The 13,551-nt window shown below is 74.1% G+C and carries 16 protein-coding genes and 1 riboswitch; of the genes, 7 read left to right on the top strand and 9 right to left on the bottom strand.

Annotated features, from left to right (window positions below):
• Positions 1–41 precede the first annotated feature (41 nt).
• On the bottom strand, positions 42–1,331 hold the full coding sequence (locus ACFC1F_RS18595; protein ID WP_376159525.1) for a hypothetical protein: 1,290 nt from the start codon (positions 1,329–1,331) through the stop codon (positions 42–44).
• A 118-nt stretch (positions 1,332–1,449) separates the two neighbouring features.
• On the bottom strand, positions 1,450–1,833 hold the full coding sequence (locus ACFC1F_RS18590) for a hypothetical protein (RefSeq protein ID WP_148641415.1): 384 nt from the start codon (positions 1,831–1,833) through the stop codon (positions 1,450–1,452).
• A gap of 401 nt (positions 1,834–2,234) precedes the next feature.
• A riboswitch (cobalamin riboswitch) is annotated at positions 2,235–2,365 on the top strand.
• Here ACFC1F_RS18590 and ACFC1F_RS18585 point away from each other — a divergent pair.
• The 3 genes from ACFC1F_RS18585 (at position 2,335) to ACFC1F_RS18575 (ending at position 3,720) form a co-directional block, all read left to right on the top strand.
• Positions 2,335–2,781, top strand: coding sequence for a hypothetical protein (locus tag ACFC1F_RS18585; RefSeq protein ID WP_376159523.1), 447 nt, complete (start codon positions 2,335–2,337; stop codon positions 2,779–2,781). Its footprint overlaps the riboswitch before it by 31 nt.
• A gap of 320 nt (positions 2,782–3,101) precedes the next feature.
• Positions 3,102–3,443 (top strand): deoxyxylulose-5-phosphate synthase, encoded by a 342-nt coding sequence (locus ACFC1F_RS18580; RefSeq protein WP_376159521.1) that lies wholly within the window; start codon positions 3,102–3,104, stop codon positions 3,441–3,443.
• A gap of 61 nt (positions 3,444–3,504) precedes the next feature.
• Entirely contained in the window at positions 3,505–3,720 is a 216-nt protein-coding gene (locus ACFC1F_RS18575; protein WP_376159519.1) for a hypothetical protein, read from the top strand.
• Positions 3,721–3,764: 44 nt separating this feature from the next.
• Here ACFC1F_RS18575 and ACFC1F_RS18570 read toward each other — a convergent pair whose 3' ends face one another.
• On the bottom strand, positions 3,765–4,451 hold the full coding sequence (locus ACFC1F_RS18570; protein ID WP_376159517.1) for a DinB family protein: 687 nt from the start codon (positions 4,449–4,451) through the stop codon (positions 3,765–3,767).
• A gap of 171 nt (positions 4,452–4,622) precedes the next feature.
• On the opposite strand from ACFC1F_RS18570, the gene ACFC1F_RS18565 reads away from it, so the two are divergent.
• Together ACFC1F_RS18565 and ACFC1F_RS18560 are read left to right on the top strand one after the other, a co-directional pair.
• The gene (locus ACFC1F_RS18565; RefSeq protein ID WP_376159515.1) at positions 4,623–5,408 is read left to right on the top strand and encodes a VOC family protein; all 786 of its coding nucleotides are present in this window, start codon (positions 4,623–4,625) and stop codon (positions 5,406–5,408) included.
• Position 5,409: 1 nt separating this feature from the next.
• Positions 5,410–5,739 (top strand): hypothetical protein, encoded by a 330-nt coding sequence (locus ACFC1F_RS18560; protein WP_376159513.1) that lies wholly within the window; start codon positions 5,410–5,412, stop codon positions 5,737–5,739.
• A gap of 91 nt (positions 5,740–5,830) precedes the next feature.
• On the opposite strand, the gene ACFC1F_RS18555 is transcribed toward ACFC1F_RS18560, so the two are convergent.
• The 4 genes from ACFC1F_RS18555 to ACFC1F_RS18540 form a co-directional block, all read right to left on the bottom strand.
• The gene (locus ACFC1F_RS18555) at positions 5,831–6,367 is read right to left on the bottom strand and encodes a nucleotidyltransferase domain-containing protein (RefSeq protein WP_376159511.1); all 537 of its coding nucleotides are present in this window, start codon (positions 6,365–6,367) and stop codon (positions 5,831–5,833) included.
• A 183-nt stretch (positions 6,368–6,550) separates the two neighbouring features.
• Positions 6,551–7,399, bottom strand: coding sequence for a carbohydrate ABC transporter permease (locus tag ACFC1F_RS18550; RefSeq protein ID WP_376159509.1), 849 nt, complete (start codon positions 7,397–7,399; stop codon positions 6,551–6,553).
• A complete protein-coding gene (locus ACFC1F_RS18545; RefSeq protein ID WP_376159507.1) occupies positions 7,396–8,376 on the bottom strand; it encodes a carbohydrate ABC transporter permease in 981 nt (326 codons plus the stop codon). The genes ACFC1F_RS18550 and ACFC1F_RS18545 overlap by 4 nt, the downstream gene beginning before the upstream one ends.
• Before the next feature lie 145 nt (positions 8,377–8,521).
• Positions 8,522–9,832: an extracellular solute-binding protein gene (locus ACFC1F_RS18540; protein WP_209412532.1), complete on the bottom strand. Its 1,311-nt coding sequence runs from the start codon at positions 9,830–9,832 to the stop codon at positions 8,522–8,524.
• Between the two features lie 321 nt (positions 9,833–10,153).
• Between ACFC1F_RS18540 and ACFC1F_RS18535 the strand changes: the two genes are divergently transcribed.
• Positions 10,154–11,071, top strand: coding sequence for an IclR family transcriptional regulator (locus ACFC1F_RS18535; RefSeq protein WP_376159505.1), 918 nt, complete (start codon positions 10,154–10,156; stop codon positions 11,069–11,071).
• Positions 11,072–11,547: 476 nt separating this feature from the next.
• Positions 11,548–12,273: an alpha/beta hydrolase gene (locus tag ACFC1F_RS18530; protein WP_376159503.1), complete on the top strand. Its 726-nt coding sequence runs from the start codon at positions 11,548–11,550 to the stop codon at positions 12,271–12,273.
• Positions 12,274–12,293: 20 nt separating this feature from the next.
• Here ACFC1F_RS18530 and ACFC1F_RS18525 read toward each other — a convergent pair whose 3' ends face one another.
• Entirely contained in the window at positions 12,294–12,680 is a 387-nt protein-coding gene (locus ACFC1F_RS18525) for a hypothetical protein (RefSeq protein WP_376159501.1), read from the bottom strand.
• Positions 12,681–12,684: 4 nt separating this feature from the next.
• On the bottom strand, positions 12,685–13,260 hold the full coding sequence (locus ACFC1F_RS18520; protein ID WP_376159499.1) for a universal stress protein: 576 nt from the start codon (positions 13,258–13,260) through the stop codon (positions 12,685–12,687).
• Positions 13,261–13,551 lie beyond the last annotated feature (291 nt).

The raw sequence follows: 13,551 nt of genomic DNA, 5'->3' as shown, positions 1-13,551 counted from the left end.
GCCTCATGACCGTGAGAGCGGGGTCGCGGGCGGAGAGTTGTTCAAAGTCGGGCCTCCAGAAGGGTTCGGACCCGGATCAGCAGCGCGATGTCCGGGTCGGGGACGGTCGGCGGGCGGGCCGCCGCCGGGGCCGGCGGGTGGACCGGGGCCGGCGGATGGCCCGCGAGCGGGCGGTGGCGGGCGGAGCGGATGGCGCTCACCGGGAGCAACCCCGCCAGGGCCGCGCCGGGGACGCGGCGGAGCAGCCCGGGCGGCGGCGCCGGCTGAGTTCCGGGCGGCGGCACGGGCGGCGGTCCGGGCTGAGTCCCGGGCGGTGCTTCGGTCCGTACCCCGGGCGCCGGTCCGGCCTGTGCCGAGGACCGCGACCCGGCGGCGTGCCGCGGGACGTCACGGCCCGGCGTGGCCAGCAGCCCGGCGGCGGCGAGGCGGCGGACGTCGGCCGTGGTGGCGAACCCCGAGCGGCCGAGCAGCCGCGCCAGCTCCGCCGGGGTTCTTCGGCCGTCGGCGTGGTCGAGCAGTTCGCGCTGACGCCGACTGGGCGGGCACGGCCGGCCCGGCCGCCTGCCCGGGGCCGCGCACCGCTCCTGGGCTCCGCCCGGGCGGACGGAACCGGACGCACCGGCCTGACGGACCGGACGCGGCGGGCCGTCCTCACCGATCCGGCCGGCCTCGGCGATCAAACCCGCCTCCCCGATCCGGCCGACGTCCCCGGTCCGGCCGACGTCCCCGGTCCGGCCCGCCTCGGCGGTCCGGCCGACCCGGCCCAGCGGGCGGACCGGTGCGGTGTCGAGCTGCGGCCAGGGCCAGATCCGGTCGAGCAGCCGGTGCCGGCGCTCCACCTCCCGGCGCAGCCGCGGGGCGCTGACCGCCGCGACCGGTCCGAGCCAGTGCCGTGCGCCCGGCTCGAAGGACCACGGGCCCGCCGAGGCCCCGGCGCCGTCGAGCACGAAGAACGCGGCGTCGTAGAGGGCGCCGAGCTGGCAGAGCTCCAACTCCCCACGGGTGAAGAGCCGTTGTTCGACCAGGGCGCCGCCGACCCGGCCGTGCGGGCCGTGGGTGCGGACGGCCTCCTGCCAGGCCTGCCGGGTGATCCGGCCGCAGCCGGTGAGCAGCGCGGCGAGGTCGGGCGCGCGGTCGGACTCGGCATGCACCACCAGGCCGTCGACGAGGTGCAGCGTGCCCGTGGGACCGTGCAGGGCGCCGGTCGCGCGCTCGTCGGCCAGTCGTTCGACGGCGCCGAAGGCCTCATCGGTGCTGAGTGGCGCGCCAGTGGCGAGGGCGTGGCCGGGGGCCATGACGTGACCGGGCACGATGGCGTCGACGTCGTTCATGCGGGCCGCCCGCTGACCGCCGGGGCGCCGGCGGCCCGGCCCGCTGGCCGAAACACGGCGCCCCGGGCCGGGGACGCGCCGCGCCGGCCCGCCATCGCGTTCGCCGTCCGAACGCCGGTCATCCGAGCACCAGTTCCTCGGCGAGGGCCTGCAGGCGGTAGCGGGCCGAGGCGAGGTTGCCCTCGGTCCGGTCGAGCCACAGGTGCAGGACGAGTGGACTGTCGAAGACGGTGTCAATGAAGCAGATCAGGTGGTAGCTGCGGCCCGCAGTGAGGATGATGTCCTGCAGAGGCGCCCGACTGTCCTCCGCCACGGTGAAGGTTTCACTCTCAAAAGCCGTACGTACCAAGTCGGTTGCCTCCGCGGCCGTGGTCTCGTGGTCGCCGGTGGGGCTGACGCCGGCGCTGCCGAGGGCGAGTCCGCTGCTCCAGTCGATGAGGCTGGCCGCGCGGGCACCGGCGATCGCCATGGCCGCGGACAGGCATTCGTCGATACCCGGCACTCAGGCTCCTTCGGACGGGTTGGGGCAGCCGGGCACGCTGGGCCGGCGCCGACCGGACCGCCACGAGCAGTGGCGGGTTCGACACGGAAGGCTACTGGCGGATTCCGTATGACGAACATTCCAATGGCATATTCACACCACAAGGGTCTGATTTCAGCCAAGCTATGACGTCGCATCAGATCGAGGCGACGGTCGAACGTGCTGGCCGGAGCCGACGCGGCGGGCCGCCGGGATCCGGCCCACCGGCCCACCTGGACCGGGACCTTGGCCGGTTGTCGGCCACGCCGGAGGGTTTCGGCCACGGACTGCGATAGGAGCGATCCGCGTACCGCGCCCGGCCGTTGCGGCTAGGGTGAGCGGCGCAGCCGGTCCGCACCCGTCCGCCAGGCGGGGTGCGTCGCAAGAGGGAATCCGGTGCGAATCCGGAACTGCCCCGCAGTGGTGCGTGGGAACGAAAGCCGTCACCCAGCACTGGACGCCGAGCGCCCGGGAAGCGAGGGCATGCTCACCGGGCCCGTCACCATGCCGGCCTGGTCGTTCGTCCGCGACGACCAGCCGCTCGCCGACACCGCCCGGCACGTTGCACTGGCGCTGCACGACGAGGTCGCCGACCTGGAGGCAACCGGGGCGGCCGTGGTCCAGGCGCACGAGCCGACCCTGCGGGCGTCTACGACATCCATGCGCCCCGCGTGCCCGGCACCGCCGAGACGGTCGCGCTGCTGCGGACGGGCGCTACGTCACCTGCCCGCCGGGCGGCTCCGGGTGAGCCCGGACCGCGGCCTCAAGACCCGCGCCTGGGCGGAGGTCCGGCCGCGCCTCGAACATCTGGCGGCGACGGCCCGGAGGTCCGCGCGACGCTCCAGGAAACGCCGAAGGGGCCGTTCCCAGTGCGAACGGCCCCTCCGGGGTAGAGCGCCAGGCCCGGGTCGAACGGACTCTTCCTACTGAAAGTAGGACGTGCTCCAGTAGCACCTCTGACGCCTGTCCGAGAGAGGACGTTCCCTCTCGACGGGATGAACAGTAGCAGGACATCACGCCTGCTCAGAAATCGGATGGACGACGACGGACGAGGTCAGGGCGGCCGCGCCCGACGGCCTCGACCCGCTCGACGCGGCCCCGCTCCCGTGCGGCCGGCGTCACCACCTGCAAGGCCTCGAGGTCTCCGGCGCCCGCCCGGGCACCCGGGTGCCGATCCTGCCGGCCGGGCAGGTGGAGAGCCTGCTCGGAAAGCCGTCGAACACCACCGGGCACGGCCGTAGGCTCGCCGGGTGGCCCACACCAAGAGCTCCTTCGTCTGCCTGCCCTGCCGTGCCTCGTACAAGCAGCAGTACGGCGACGTCCACGCCGGCGCCCGCGAACGTCCCTGCCCGCGCTGCACGCGGCCGCTGGTCCACACGGGCTCCGCCTTCGCCGCGCCGCGCCGCCGCGACACCGCCGCGTGGCGGACCCTCTCCGTGCTGCTGCACGCCGGCGTCCGCTTCCACAAGTGCCGTTGCGGCGGCCCGCACTTCCGCCCCCGCACCCCCGGCGAGGTCCGGGCGCGGATGGCCCACGCCCGCCGGACGGGCGAGTCCTTCGCCGCGTCCCTCGTCCGCCGCGAGCTCCCGTAGGGCCGGGCCGGGACTGGGAACCCCAGTCATCGCGGCGGTCCGGCGCAGGGACGCCCGGGCCGTGCGCGAGCTGCCGCGCGCCCCGGTCCGTCTCTACGCCGGCACCGCGGACCGCGACGTGGCCTTCGCCAACACGGAGTCCTGCCGTCGCAGCCTGGCCGCCAACGGCGTCGACGCACCGGTCGAGGAGATCGCCGGCGCCGACCACGTCGGCTCCGCGCTCGCCGCGTACCCGCGGATCGTCCGCTGGTTCCGCGAGCTTGCCACCCGCTCGTGACCGGCCCCGCACCCCGGGGTGAGGGGTGCGGGCCCGCCCGGCCGTCAGCTCCGCGGGGCGGGCGTGAGCGGGGATCCGGAGGGGTTTCCCTGCTCGCCCCCCACGGCGGCCCGATCCGCGGCCCGATCCGCGGCCCGATCGGCGGCCTGGCCCGCGGCCTGCCTGGCGGCCTGCTCGACGCGGTCGCGGTGGGTCTGCCACCAGGCCGCGTCGCCGGGGGCGGTGTTCCCGCCGTCGGGGCGCTGGCCGGTGGTGCCGTCGATGAGTTCGCGGACGATGTCGGCGTGGCCGGCGTGGCGCTGGGTCTCGGCGATCATGTGGACGAGGGAGCCGTGCAGGGTCACCTCGCTGCGCCCGCCCCAGGGGACACGGCCGACGGCGTCGAGGGGCAGGGAGGCGATGGTCTCGTCGGCGTGGGCACACGCCTCGCGGTACCACCCGACGATGTGCTCGCGGCTCTCCTCCGGGGTGGCCCAGAGGTCCGCGTTCGGCTCGGCCTCGCCGGTGATCCAGAGCGCCGGGCCGGTGAAGGGGCGGCCGTAGGTCTCCCCGAAGTAGACGGCCTCGGCGCCGGTGAGGTGCTTGACCAGGCCGAGCAGGTTGGTGCCGGTCGGTGTCAGGGGACGGCGGACGTCGTACTCCGAGAGCCCTTCGAGTTTCCACAGGAGGGCGTCGCGGGCGTCCTGGAGGTAGACCAGGAGGTCCTTCTTGGGATCTTTTCCGGCGGTCATGGCGACCAGTCTGCCGATCGCAGGACCGTTGTCCACCGACTTGATCCGGCCGTCCGACGAGCACCGCGCCGGCCCGGGTTGCCGGGGCCGGGTTGCCGTGCAGCGCCCCGGGTCCGGTTGCCGGGGCCCCGGCGGCGACGGAGGCTGGCGGGAAGGACCGAGGAGGACCGCATGCCGAAGGCGGGCAGGTACCGGGAGGGCGTCCCGTGCTGGGTCGAGCTGGCGGCCGGACCGGACGCGGGCCCGGCGCGGAGCTTCTACGGCGCGCTGTTCGGGTGGGAGTTCGTCGACCTGGCCGGACACCCCGGCCACACCGTGGCGACGCTGCGCGGGGCGCAGGTCGCGGGGATCGCCCGGGGGCCCGGGGGTGACGGCTCGGCCTGGCTGACCTACCTCGCGGTGGACGACGCCGACCGGGCCGCCGAGTCGGTCCGGCAGGCCGGCGGCCGGATCGTCCGGGAGCCCGGCGAGCTGGCCGAGCTGGGGCGCAGCGCGCTCGCCGTGGATCCGCTCGGCGCGCCCTTCGGCCTCTGGCAGGGCCGGCTGAACCCGGGGGCGGCCCTGGTCAACGAGCCGGGCACGTTCACCTGGAACGAGCACCTCTCCCCCGACCCGGACGGGGCCCGGGCGTTCTACCGGCAGGTCCTCGGGTACGAGTACGCGCGCCCGGCGGGCGACTACACGGTGTTCCGGGCCGGCGGGCTGCCGGCGGGCGGGATCGGCCCGAACCCCTGGGCCGGGCCGGAGAGTCCGGCGGCGCTGTGGGCGGTGTACTTCGGCACGGCGGACACCGACTCGACGGTGGAGCGGGCGGTCCGGCTCGGCGGGAGCGTGCTGGACGGGCCCGAGCCGACGCCGTTCGGGCGGGTGGCGGTGGTGCGGGACGACGGCGGGGCGGCGTTCACCCTGATCGCCGTCCCGGCGGGCGGGACGGCGGCCCAGGAGGAGGTGGTCTGAGTTGACCGGACCGGACGAGCAGCGGTTCGCCGCCCTGGCACGGGAGTTGGCGGAGCTGGACGGCGTCACCACCCCCTCGGCGGAGGGCCGGCGGAGCTTCGGCTCGGACGCGCTGAAGTCCGACGGGCACATCTTCGCGATGCTGTCGGCCGGCCGCCTGGTGGTGAAGCTGCCGCGGACCCGGGTCGACGAACTGGTGGCGTCCGGCGACGGCGAGCGGTTCGACGCGGGGCGCGGGCGTCCGATGCGCGAGTGGCTCGCGCTGGACCCGGGCTCGCCCCTGCCGTGGTCCCGACTGGCCCGGGAGGCCTACGCCTTCGTCCACGGGTAGCGGCAACGGTGGCGGCAGCAACGGGGGCAGCAACGGCAACGGTGGCGGCAGCAGCAGTGCCGGCAGCAACAGTGCCGGCCGCAGCAGCGACTCAGCCGAGCGCCTCCCGCAGCCGGGCGATGTCCTCGGCGTCCTTGGGACGGCGCGGGCGGCGGGTGTCCCAGACCGGCATCATCTGCTTGATCTCGATCTGCGCCTCGGGGCTGACGATCGGGCACTCGACGCCGCCGAGCCGCCCGGGTTCGGCGGCCAGCAGTCCGGCCGGCCAGGGGGTGCCCGCCCAGGGGCCGCCGGCGACCAGCGCCCGCCCGTCGGCGGCGAAGTCCAGCAGGGTGAAGCTGGACTCCAGGCCGTCCTTCACGAAGTCGAGCTGTTGCTCGGGCGGGACGCCGTCGAGCGGGCGGTAGCCGAGCTCGTGCAGGCCCGCGGCGAGGGCGGGCGCGTCGGCGGCCGGGGCGAACCAGTCGATGTCCTCGTGGTCCCGGGTGAGCCTGCCGAGGAAGAAGTCCATCGCCCAGCCGCCGCGCAGCCAGACGTCGATGCCGAGACGGCGGGCGAGGCCCACCGTCCCGGCGATCTGGGCGAGTTGCCCGTCGGCACGTTCCCGGTTCACCGATCCCACATCCATGATCCGGGACGCTAACAGCCGACACCCTGCCTCACCAGGGATTTCCGGGGCCACCGGACGGGCCCCGGGGCACGGCCGACGGTTCCCGCCGGGACGCCCGCCAAGAACCGCCGGGGACTGTCGGGCGCCCGCCAGGAACCGCCGGGGACCGTCGGGCGCCCGCCGGGGACCGTCGGACACGCGTCAGTCCTTCACCGCACCCGCCAGGCCGGAGACCAGCCTGCGCTGCACCGCGACGAAGAAGACCAGCACCGGCACCGTCATCAGCGTGGACGCCGCCATGATCCCGCCCCAGTCGTTCTCGTCAGGCTTGAAGAAGACCAGCAGCGCCGAGGGGAGGGTCTGGTTCTCGGTGGCACTGATGATGAAGGTCTTGGCGAAGACGAAGTCGTTCCACGCCGCGATGAAGGAGAAGACGCTGGTCGCGGCCAGGCCCGGGGCCACCAGCGGGAGCAGGATCCGCCACAGGATGCGGGTGCGGCTCGCGCCGTCGATCTGGGCGGCCTCCTCGATGGAGACCGGGACGGCGGCGACGAAGCCGCGCATCATCCAGATGCCGAACGGCAGCGAGAAGGCCAGCTGGACCAGGACCAGCGAGGCCAGCGTGTTGAGGCCGATGCCCGGCGCGACCCGGCCGACGTCGCGGAACATGAAGAACAGCGGGATGGTCAGCGCCTCGACCGGGATCATCTGGGCGATCAGGAACATCACCATGACGGTGGTGCGGAACCTGAACCGGAAGCGGGTCACCGCCACCGCCGCCAGGAAGACCACCAGCGCCGACAGCACCACCACCGACACCGCGATGACCAGGCTGTTCGTGAAGTACCGGCCGAAGCCGTCAACGCTCAGCACCTGCCGGAAGCTGTCCAGCGTGGGGTGGGTGGTCCACGGTTTCGGGTCCAGCGACTGCACCTCTCCCTTGGGCTTGAAGGCCGAGAGCACCATCCAGAAGATCGGGAAGGCGGTGACGACGCCCACCACGACGGCGGTGGTGTCGGCGGCGAGCCGTCGGCGGCTGCGGGTGTTCACAGGTCGTTCCCCGTCCGTCGCAGGGTGCGGATGTAGAGAATGGTCGGGATCACCAGGACGAGCAGCATGATCACGCCGATGGCGGCACCGAGTCCGTACTGGGAGGAGGCGAACGCCTTCTGGTAGGCGTACACGTTGAGGACGAGGTTCTGGCCGGCGATCCCGCCGCCCTCGGTCATCACGTAGATCTGGGTGAAGACCTTGAAGTCCCAGATGACCGACTGGATCACCACGATGGTCAGGATCGGGCGCAGCATCGGGGCGGTGATCCGGCGGAAGGCGGTCCAGGTGCCGGCACCGTCCAGGGCGGCGGCCTCCAGGATCTCCTCGGGGATCGCCCGGATGCCCGCGTAGAGCGTCACCATGACGAACGGGAAGGAGTGCCAGACCACCACGGCGCCGACGATCAGGAACGCCGTCCACTTGTCGTAGAACCAGTTGAACTCGTGGAAGCCGTTCAGTCCGAGGTCGACCAGGGTCTTGTTGACCAGGCCCAGGTTGGTGTCGAAGAGGAAGCTCCACACCGTCGAACCGGTCATCGCCGGCGCCGCCCAGGCCGCCATCGCGGCGGTGGTCAGGAAGAGGCGGGCCGCCCGGCCGACCCTGGTCAGGAGGACGGCGAGGGTGGCTCCGACGGCGAGGGTGGCGACCACGCAGAAGGCGGCGAAGCCGATCGTCTGCAGCAGCACCGACCAGAACTGGCCGTCGCTCAGGATCCGTCGGTAGTTGCCGAGCCCGACGAAGCTGGTCGGCACGCCCCCGGACGCCTGGGCCTGGCCGAAGTCCAGTACCGACAGCAGACCGAGCTGGTAGATCGGGTAGGCCACCAGCGGGATCATGATGATCGCGGCCGGCAGCAGGAGCAGCAGCGGGGTTCGCCGGCGCCGGCCGCTCGGGGGCGCGGCCGGGCCGGTGCCCCGGCGACGCCCGCTCGGGGCGGCCGGCGCCGGCGGGGCGGTCGTGGTGGATGCGGACACGTACGGGACCTGCTCTCTTGATGCGCCTGGCTGCTTCCGCCTGGGCCCCGTTCGCGCGGGGCCGGTCCGGACCCCGTTCACGCGGGGCCGGTCCGGACCCTGTTCGCGCGGGGCCGGTCCGGACCCCGCGTGCCGGGGCCGTTGATCAGTGGGCCGCGAAGGCCGAGGTGATCTGCGTGGCGGCGTCGCCCGAGGCCTTGGCCACGTCCGCCTTTCCGGTGACGACCTGCTGGAGCATCGTCGGGACGACGGCCTGCGCGTCGATCTGCGCCCACGCCTGGTCCAGCGGCACGAACCGGGTGCCCGCGGCGATGGTGTCGGTGAACGGCTTCAGGAAGGCGTCCTTGGCCGCGACCTTGTCGTTGACGGACTTGAGCGTCGGCAGGTTGCCCATCGCGTCGTACATCTGCTCCTGGTAGCCGGGGCCCGCCAGCAGCTCGGCGAACTCGACCGCGAGGGTGCGGTGCCTGGCCGCCTTCATCACGCCCAGGTTGTTGCCGCCGCCGAACGCCGGGGCGATCGAGCCGGCCTTCTCGCCGGGCAGCGGGACGACGCCGTACCGGCCCTTGACCGCTCCCGCGTCGACCTTGCTGCGGCTGGAGTTGGGCAGGATCGCCATCGCGGACTTGCCGGCCGCGAAGAGGTCGACGGTCTTGCCGCCGGTCAGGTCGGCGCACTGCTGGGCCGGGCAGCCGTTCTCGCCGAACAGGTCGGTGTAGCGCTTGATCCCGGCCTGGGAGGCGGGCGAGTTGATGGCGGCCTTGAACGTGCCGCCGTCCTTGGTCGCGATGTCGCCGCCCGCGTCCCAGACGAACGGCAGCGCGCCGAAGGTGTACTTGCCGCCGACCGCGATGCCGAAGGTGTCCGGGTGGGCGGCGTGGATCTTCTGGTTGGCGGCGACCAGTTCGTCGTACGACTTCGGCGGGGTCAGCCCGGCCTCGGTGAACAGGTCGGTGCGGAAGTACAGCGCGCGCACGCCGACCCACCAGGGCAGGCCGTACGTCTTGCCGTCCAGCACCGCGGTCCCGGCGATCGCCGGGTCGAGGTCGCCCTTGTCCTTCCACCTGTCGAGGTCGGCGCCGATGTCGGCGAGGCCGCCGGCCGCGACGTAGCCGGGGAGGTCGGTGTTGCCGAACTCGACCAGGTCCGGGGCGCTGTTCGGGTCGTTGAACGCGCCCTTCATCTTGGCGGCGCGGGCCGAGGCGTCGGTGTCGATGTAGCTGACGTTCACCGTCACGCCCTGGTGGGAGGCCTGGAACTCGGCGACCGCCTTGCCGATCACCGCTTCCTTCGCCGCGTTGCCGGCCTCGTTGTACAGCCAGACCTGGAGCGTTCCCGTCCGGTCGTCCCCCGCCTTGTCGCCGGCCGGCAGCGCGGTACCGGGCGAACAGGCGGCCGCCGCGATACAGGTGACGGTGAGAACGGCGGCCGCAGCGGTCCGTCTGATGAGTCGCATGGGTGGAGACCTCCCCTCCCGACAGTTGCCGCCGAGACGTGCACCGCTGGGGACGGGTACGTCGAAGCGGGCCCTGACCGGGGCCGATGGTGGGTGCGCGAACGCGTTGATGTGGGGGTGCGGCAGAGCGACCGCTCGGGTGGGGCCGCGGCGCCTGCTCGATGCCAGGACGTTAGGCGGGGGCGCTCGGGGCCAACAAGAGGCCGTTCGGGAAGTTTTGCAGTGCACAACGCTGTATCGAAGAATCGTCGAGCGGGGTCCGAAGGGGTACCTTCTGACCACCGCCGCAGCCCGGCGGCGGAACGAGAGGGGAACGGACCCATGACGGAGACGGGCACCGGGACGGCGACAGGGACCGGGGCGGAGACGGGCACCGAGGCCGAGACGGGCACCGGGGCCGAGGCCGACGCCGACGCCGGGAACGCTCCCGCGCCCGCCAAGCCCGCGAGGAAGGCGGCGGCCTCCGACCGCAACCAGTCGTCCTCGCTGCGCCGCGCGCTGTCCGTCCTCGGCCACGTGCGCGACCACGGCAACGGCCGCGGCGTACCGCTCGCCCAGCTCTCCGAGGCGCTCGGCCTCAACAAGAGCACCGTGCTGCGCCTGGCCGGTCCGCTGCTCGACGAGCACCTGCTCGACCGCGACCGGGAGACCGGCTGGTTCCGACTCGGACACGGCTCGCTCCGGCTCGGCCAGGCCTACCTCTCCACCCTCGACCTGCGCAGCGTCGCCGCCGAACACCTGAGACGGCTGCAGCGCGAGGCCGGCGAGACCGTCCACCTGACCGTCTGGCAGGCCCCCGGCATCGTCTACCTGGACAAGGTCGAGGACGAGACCAACGTCCGGATGGCGTCGCGGGTCGGCAGCCGCGCACCCGCGTACTGCACCGCGACCGGAAAGGCGATCCTGGCCTGGCTGCCCGAGGAGGCCGTCGCCGAGGTGGTCGCCGCCGGCCTGCGGCCGGTCACCGCCTGGACCATCTCCGACGAGCCCCGTCTGCGCGCCGACCTCGCCCGGATCCGCGCCCGCGGCTACTCGATCGACGACCGGGAGAACGAGCCCGAGGTCCGCTGCGTCGCCGCCCCGATCTTCGACCACACCGGCGAGGTGACGGCCGCCCTCTCGGTCTCCGGGCTCACCTCACGGATGACCGCCGCCCGAGTCCGCTCGCTCGGCCCGGTGGTCGCCCAGGTCGGCCTGCGGATCTCCCGCGAACTCGGCTCCGACCGCCAGCCGGGCTGAGCGTCCCCGGCGGGGTCCCCGGTGCCGGTCCCCGGCGGGAACCGGCGCACACGCGAACGAGGTCCGGTGCCAGGAAACGGCACCGGACCCCGTCCGACAATGGAGCGCCAGGCCCGGGTTGCACGGACTCTCCCTACTGAAAGTAGGGCGTGCTCTGGTAGCACCGCTGACGCCTGACGAGGGATCATCTCCCTCGCGACGAAGAGAAGACTAGCAGGTCAGAAGCCCTGCCCTCCAACCCACCGCCAACCCCGAACGACCCGCCAGGACCACACACGCAAACGAGGCCCGGCACCAGAACGGCACCGGACCTCGTCCGACAGAAGAGCGCCAGGCCCGGATCGCACGGACTCTCCCTACTGAAAGTAGGGCGTGCTCTGGTAGCACCGCTGACGCCTGACGAGAGATCATCTCCCTCGCGACGAGGAGAATACTAACAGCTCAGCACACCTGTCCTGATCCGAGGAGAACACCGCATGACCATGAACCCCGCCCCGCCCGAGGTCGTCGAGTACGCCCCGGGGCGGCTGATGGACGTCCACCGCCCCGCCTGCGGAGACGGGCCCTGGCCCGTCGTGCTGCTCTGGCACGGACGGGGCGCCGACGAGCGGGACGTCCTGCGCCCGCTGGCGAACGAGGCGGCCGGGCTCGGCCTGCTGGTGCTGGTGCCGGACTGGCGGTCGGACGAGGAGGACGGCGGCCGGGCCCACCTGCTCGCGTCGTTCGGGCACGCCCGGCGCCACGCGGCCGGGTACGGCGGCGATCCGACGCGGTTCGTGCTGGCCGGCTGGTCGCTGGGCGGTCGCGAGGCCGTCGCCCTGGCCACCCACCCGTCCACCCCTGCGGAGGACCGCCCGACCGCAGCCGTGGGCATAGCCTCCAGCTACGTCCGCCCCGCCGTCACCACCGGCGAGCCGCCGCTGCCCCTGCTGGCCGGCCGGCCCTCCCCCGTACCGCTCTGGCTCGTGCACGGCACGCGGGACGACCTGGTGCCGGCCGAACTCACGCGGGAGCTGAGCGAGGCCGTCGGCAATCCGGCGTCACGCCTCCTGGAGCCGGACACCGACCACGCCGGTGTCGTCCTCACCGAGTTCGACCCCGCTCTCGAACGGTGTGTGCCCGCCCGGGCCGAGCACGCGGTGCTCGCCGGACGGGCAACCGCCCGGGTGCTGTCCGAGGCGGCCCGGGCGTCCGCCGGCTGAGGGCTCAGGCGACTGAGGGCTCAGGCGGCGGGCCGCCACGCGTCCCGGCCCGTGCGGGCGGCGGAGCGCGCCGGGCGTGGGAGGGCGGCGAGGGCGGACAGCAGGAGGGCGGCCGCCGTGAAGAGGAGGAGGTGGCCGGCCTCGGGGCCGGGGCCGGCCCAACCGAGGGCGCCGTGGCGGTGCTCCACGAACCCGTTGTGGAAGAGCCAGGCGGCCAGGCCGACCAGCGGGGCTGCGGCCGGGCGGGAGTGGCGGCCGACGGCGGCCGCCAGGAGCGCGTAGGCGGCGAGGGCGACCCAGGTCGGGCGCAGCTCGCCGAGGACGGCGAGGGCCGGCAGCAGGGCGGCGGAGGCGAGCAGGGCCACCGCGCCGGACATGGCGGCGGTGAGGCGGAGGGGGCTGGTCACGACGTCACCTCCCGACGGTGAGCGGCCGGAGCGGTCGCAGCAGCGGGCGGTGGCGTTCGAGCGCTTCGAGCTCGCGTTGCAGCGGCGGCTTGGGCACGGCGAGGACCGGGCAGGTCGCGTGCCGGACGCAGTACGCCGTGACGGACGGGCGCAGCGCGCGGGCGAGCACGCCGCGGACGCCGGCTCCCAGGACGAGCACGTCCCCGGGGCGGTCGGCGGAGCCGACCAGCGCCTGACCGGTCTCGCCGCGGACGGTCTGGCTGCACAGCCGGACGCCCGCGTGCCCGCCGCCGAACGCCTCGTCGAGCGCCTGGCGCAGCCGGACGGCGGCCGCGTCGCGGCAGGCGGTGAGCAGCGGCGGGCACGGGGAGCGGCGGTAGCCGAACTCGCCGCCGGGCGGGGTCCAGCAGTGCACGGCGAGCACCTCGGCATCGACGCGGCGCGCCTCGGCGACGGCGTGGTGCAGGGCGGCGAGGCTGCCGAGCGACCCGCTGACCCCGACCACGATCCGGCGGTGGCCCTCGTCTGCGTCGTACGTGTCGAACGCTTCGCTGCCCGTCCCGGCGCCGTTGTCCGCCATGGCCCTGCCCGTCCTTCCGGCTGCTGCTGAGGTGCTGTCGGTTCCAGCAAAGCCGGGCGGTGTGCGGCCGGGCCGTTCGTTGACGGAGCTCTGACGCGCGCGGGGCCGTTCCGTACGCGGTCCTGACGTCAGGAGGGCGTGGGCGGGGGGCTGCCAGGCACGACGTGGACGTCGACGGCGACCCGGCGTTCGGGGTACGGGGAGGGGGCCGGCGGACGCCCGCAGGCCGGGCCCCCGACCCCTTTGCGCGTCCCGGGCCCGCCCGCCCGTCCCCCACCCGGAGCCCCAACC

This window comes from Kitasatospora sp. NPDC056181, assembly GCF_042266225.1.
Taxonomy (GTDB): Bacteria; Actinomycetota; Actinomycetes; order Streptomycetales; family Streptomycetaceae; genus Kitasatospora.
The sequence above is the reverse complement of the archived record's forward strand: the minus strand, read 5'-3'. Positions and strand labels throughout refer to the sequence as shown.

What these genes read in the sequence shown, in the direction of transcription:
- ACFC1F_RS18595 (WP_376159525.1), bottom strand. Translation starts at nt 1,331, where the DNA reads ATGAACGACGTCGACGCCATCGTGCCCGGTCACGTCATGGCCCCCGGC.
- ACFC1F_RS18585 (WP_376159523.1), top strand. Translation starts at nt 2,335, where the DNA reads ATGCTCACCGGGCCCGTCACCATGCCGGCCTGGTCGTTCGTCCGCGAC.
- ACFC1F_RS18570 (WP_376159517.1), bottom strand. Translation starts at nt 4,451, where the DNA reads ATGACCGCCGGAAAAGATCCCAAGAAGGACCTCCTGGTCTACCTCCAG.
- ACFC1F_RS18565 (WP_376159515.1), top strand. Translation starts at nt 4,623, where the DNA reads ATGCCGAAGGCGGGCAGGTACCGGGAGGGCGTCCCGTGCTGGGTCGAG.
- ACFC1F_RS18555 (WP_376159511.1), bottom strand. Translation starts at nt 6,367, where the DNA reads ATGGATGTGGGATCGGTGAACCGGGAACGTGCCGACGGGCAACTCGCC.
- ACFC1F_RS18540 (WP_209412532.1), bottom strand. Translation starts at nt 9,832, where the DNA reads ATGCGACTCATCAGACGGACCGCTGCGGCCGCCGTTCTCACCGTCACC.
- ACFC1F_RS18535 (WP_376159505.1), top strand. Translation starts at nt 10,154, where the DNA reads ATGACGGAGACGGGCACCGGGACGGCGACAGGGACCGGGGCGGAGACG.
- ACFC1F_RS18530 (WP_376159503.1), top strand. Translation starts at nt 11,548, where the DNA reads ATGACCATGAACCCCGCCCCGCCCGAGGTCGTCGAGTACGCCCCGGGG.
- ACFC1F_RS18520 (WP_376159499.1), bottom strand. Translation starts at nt 13,260, where the DNA reads ATGGCGGACAACGGCGCCGGGACGGGCAGCGAAGCGTTCGACACGTAC.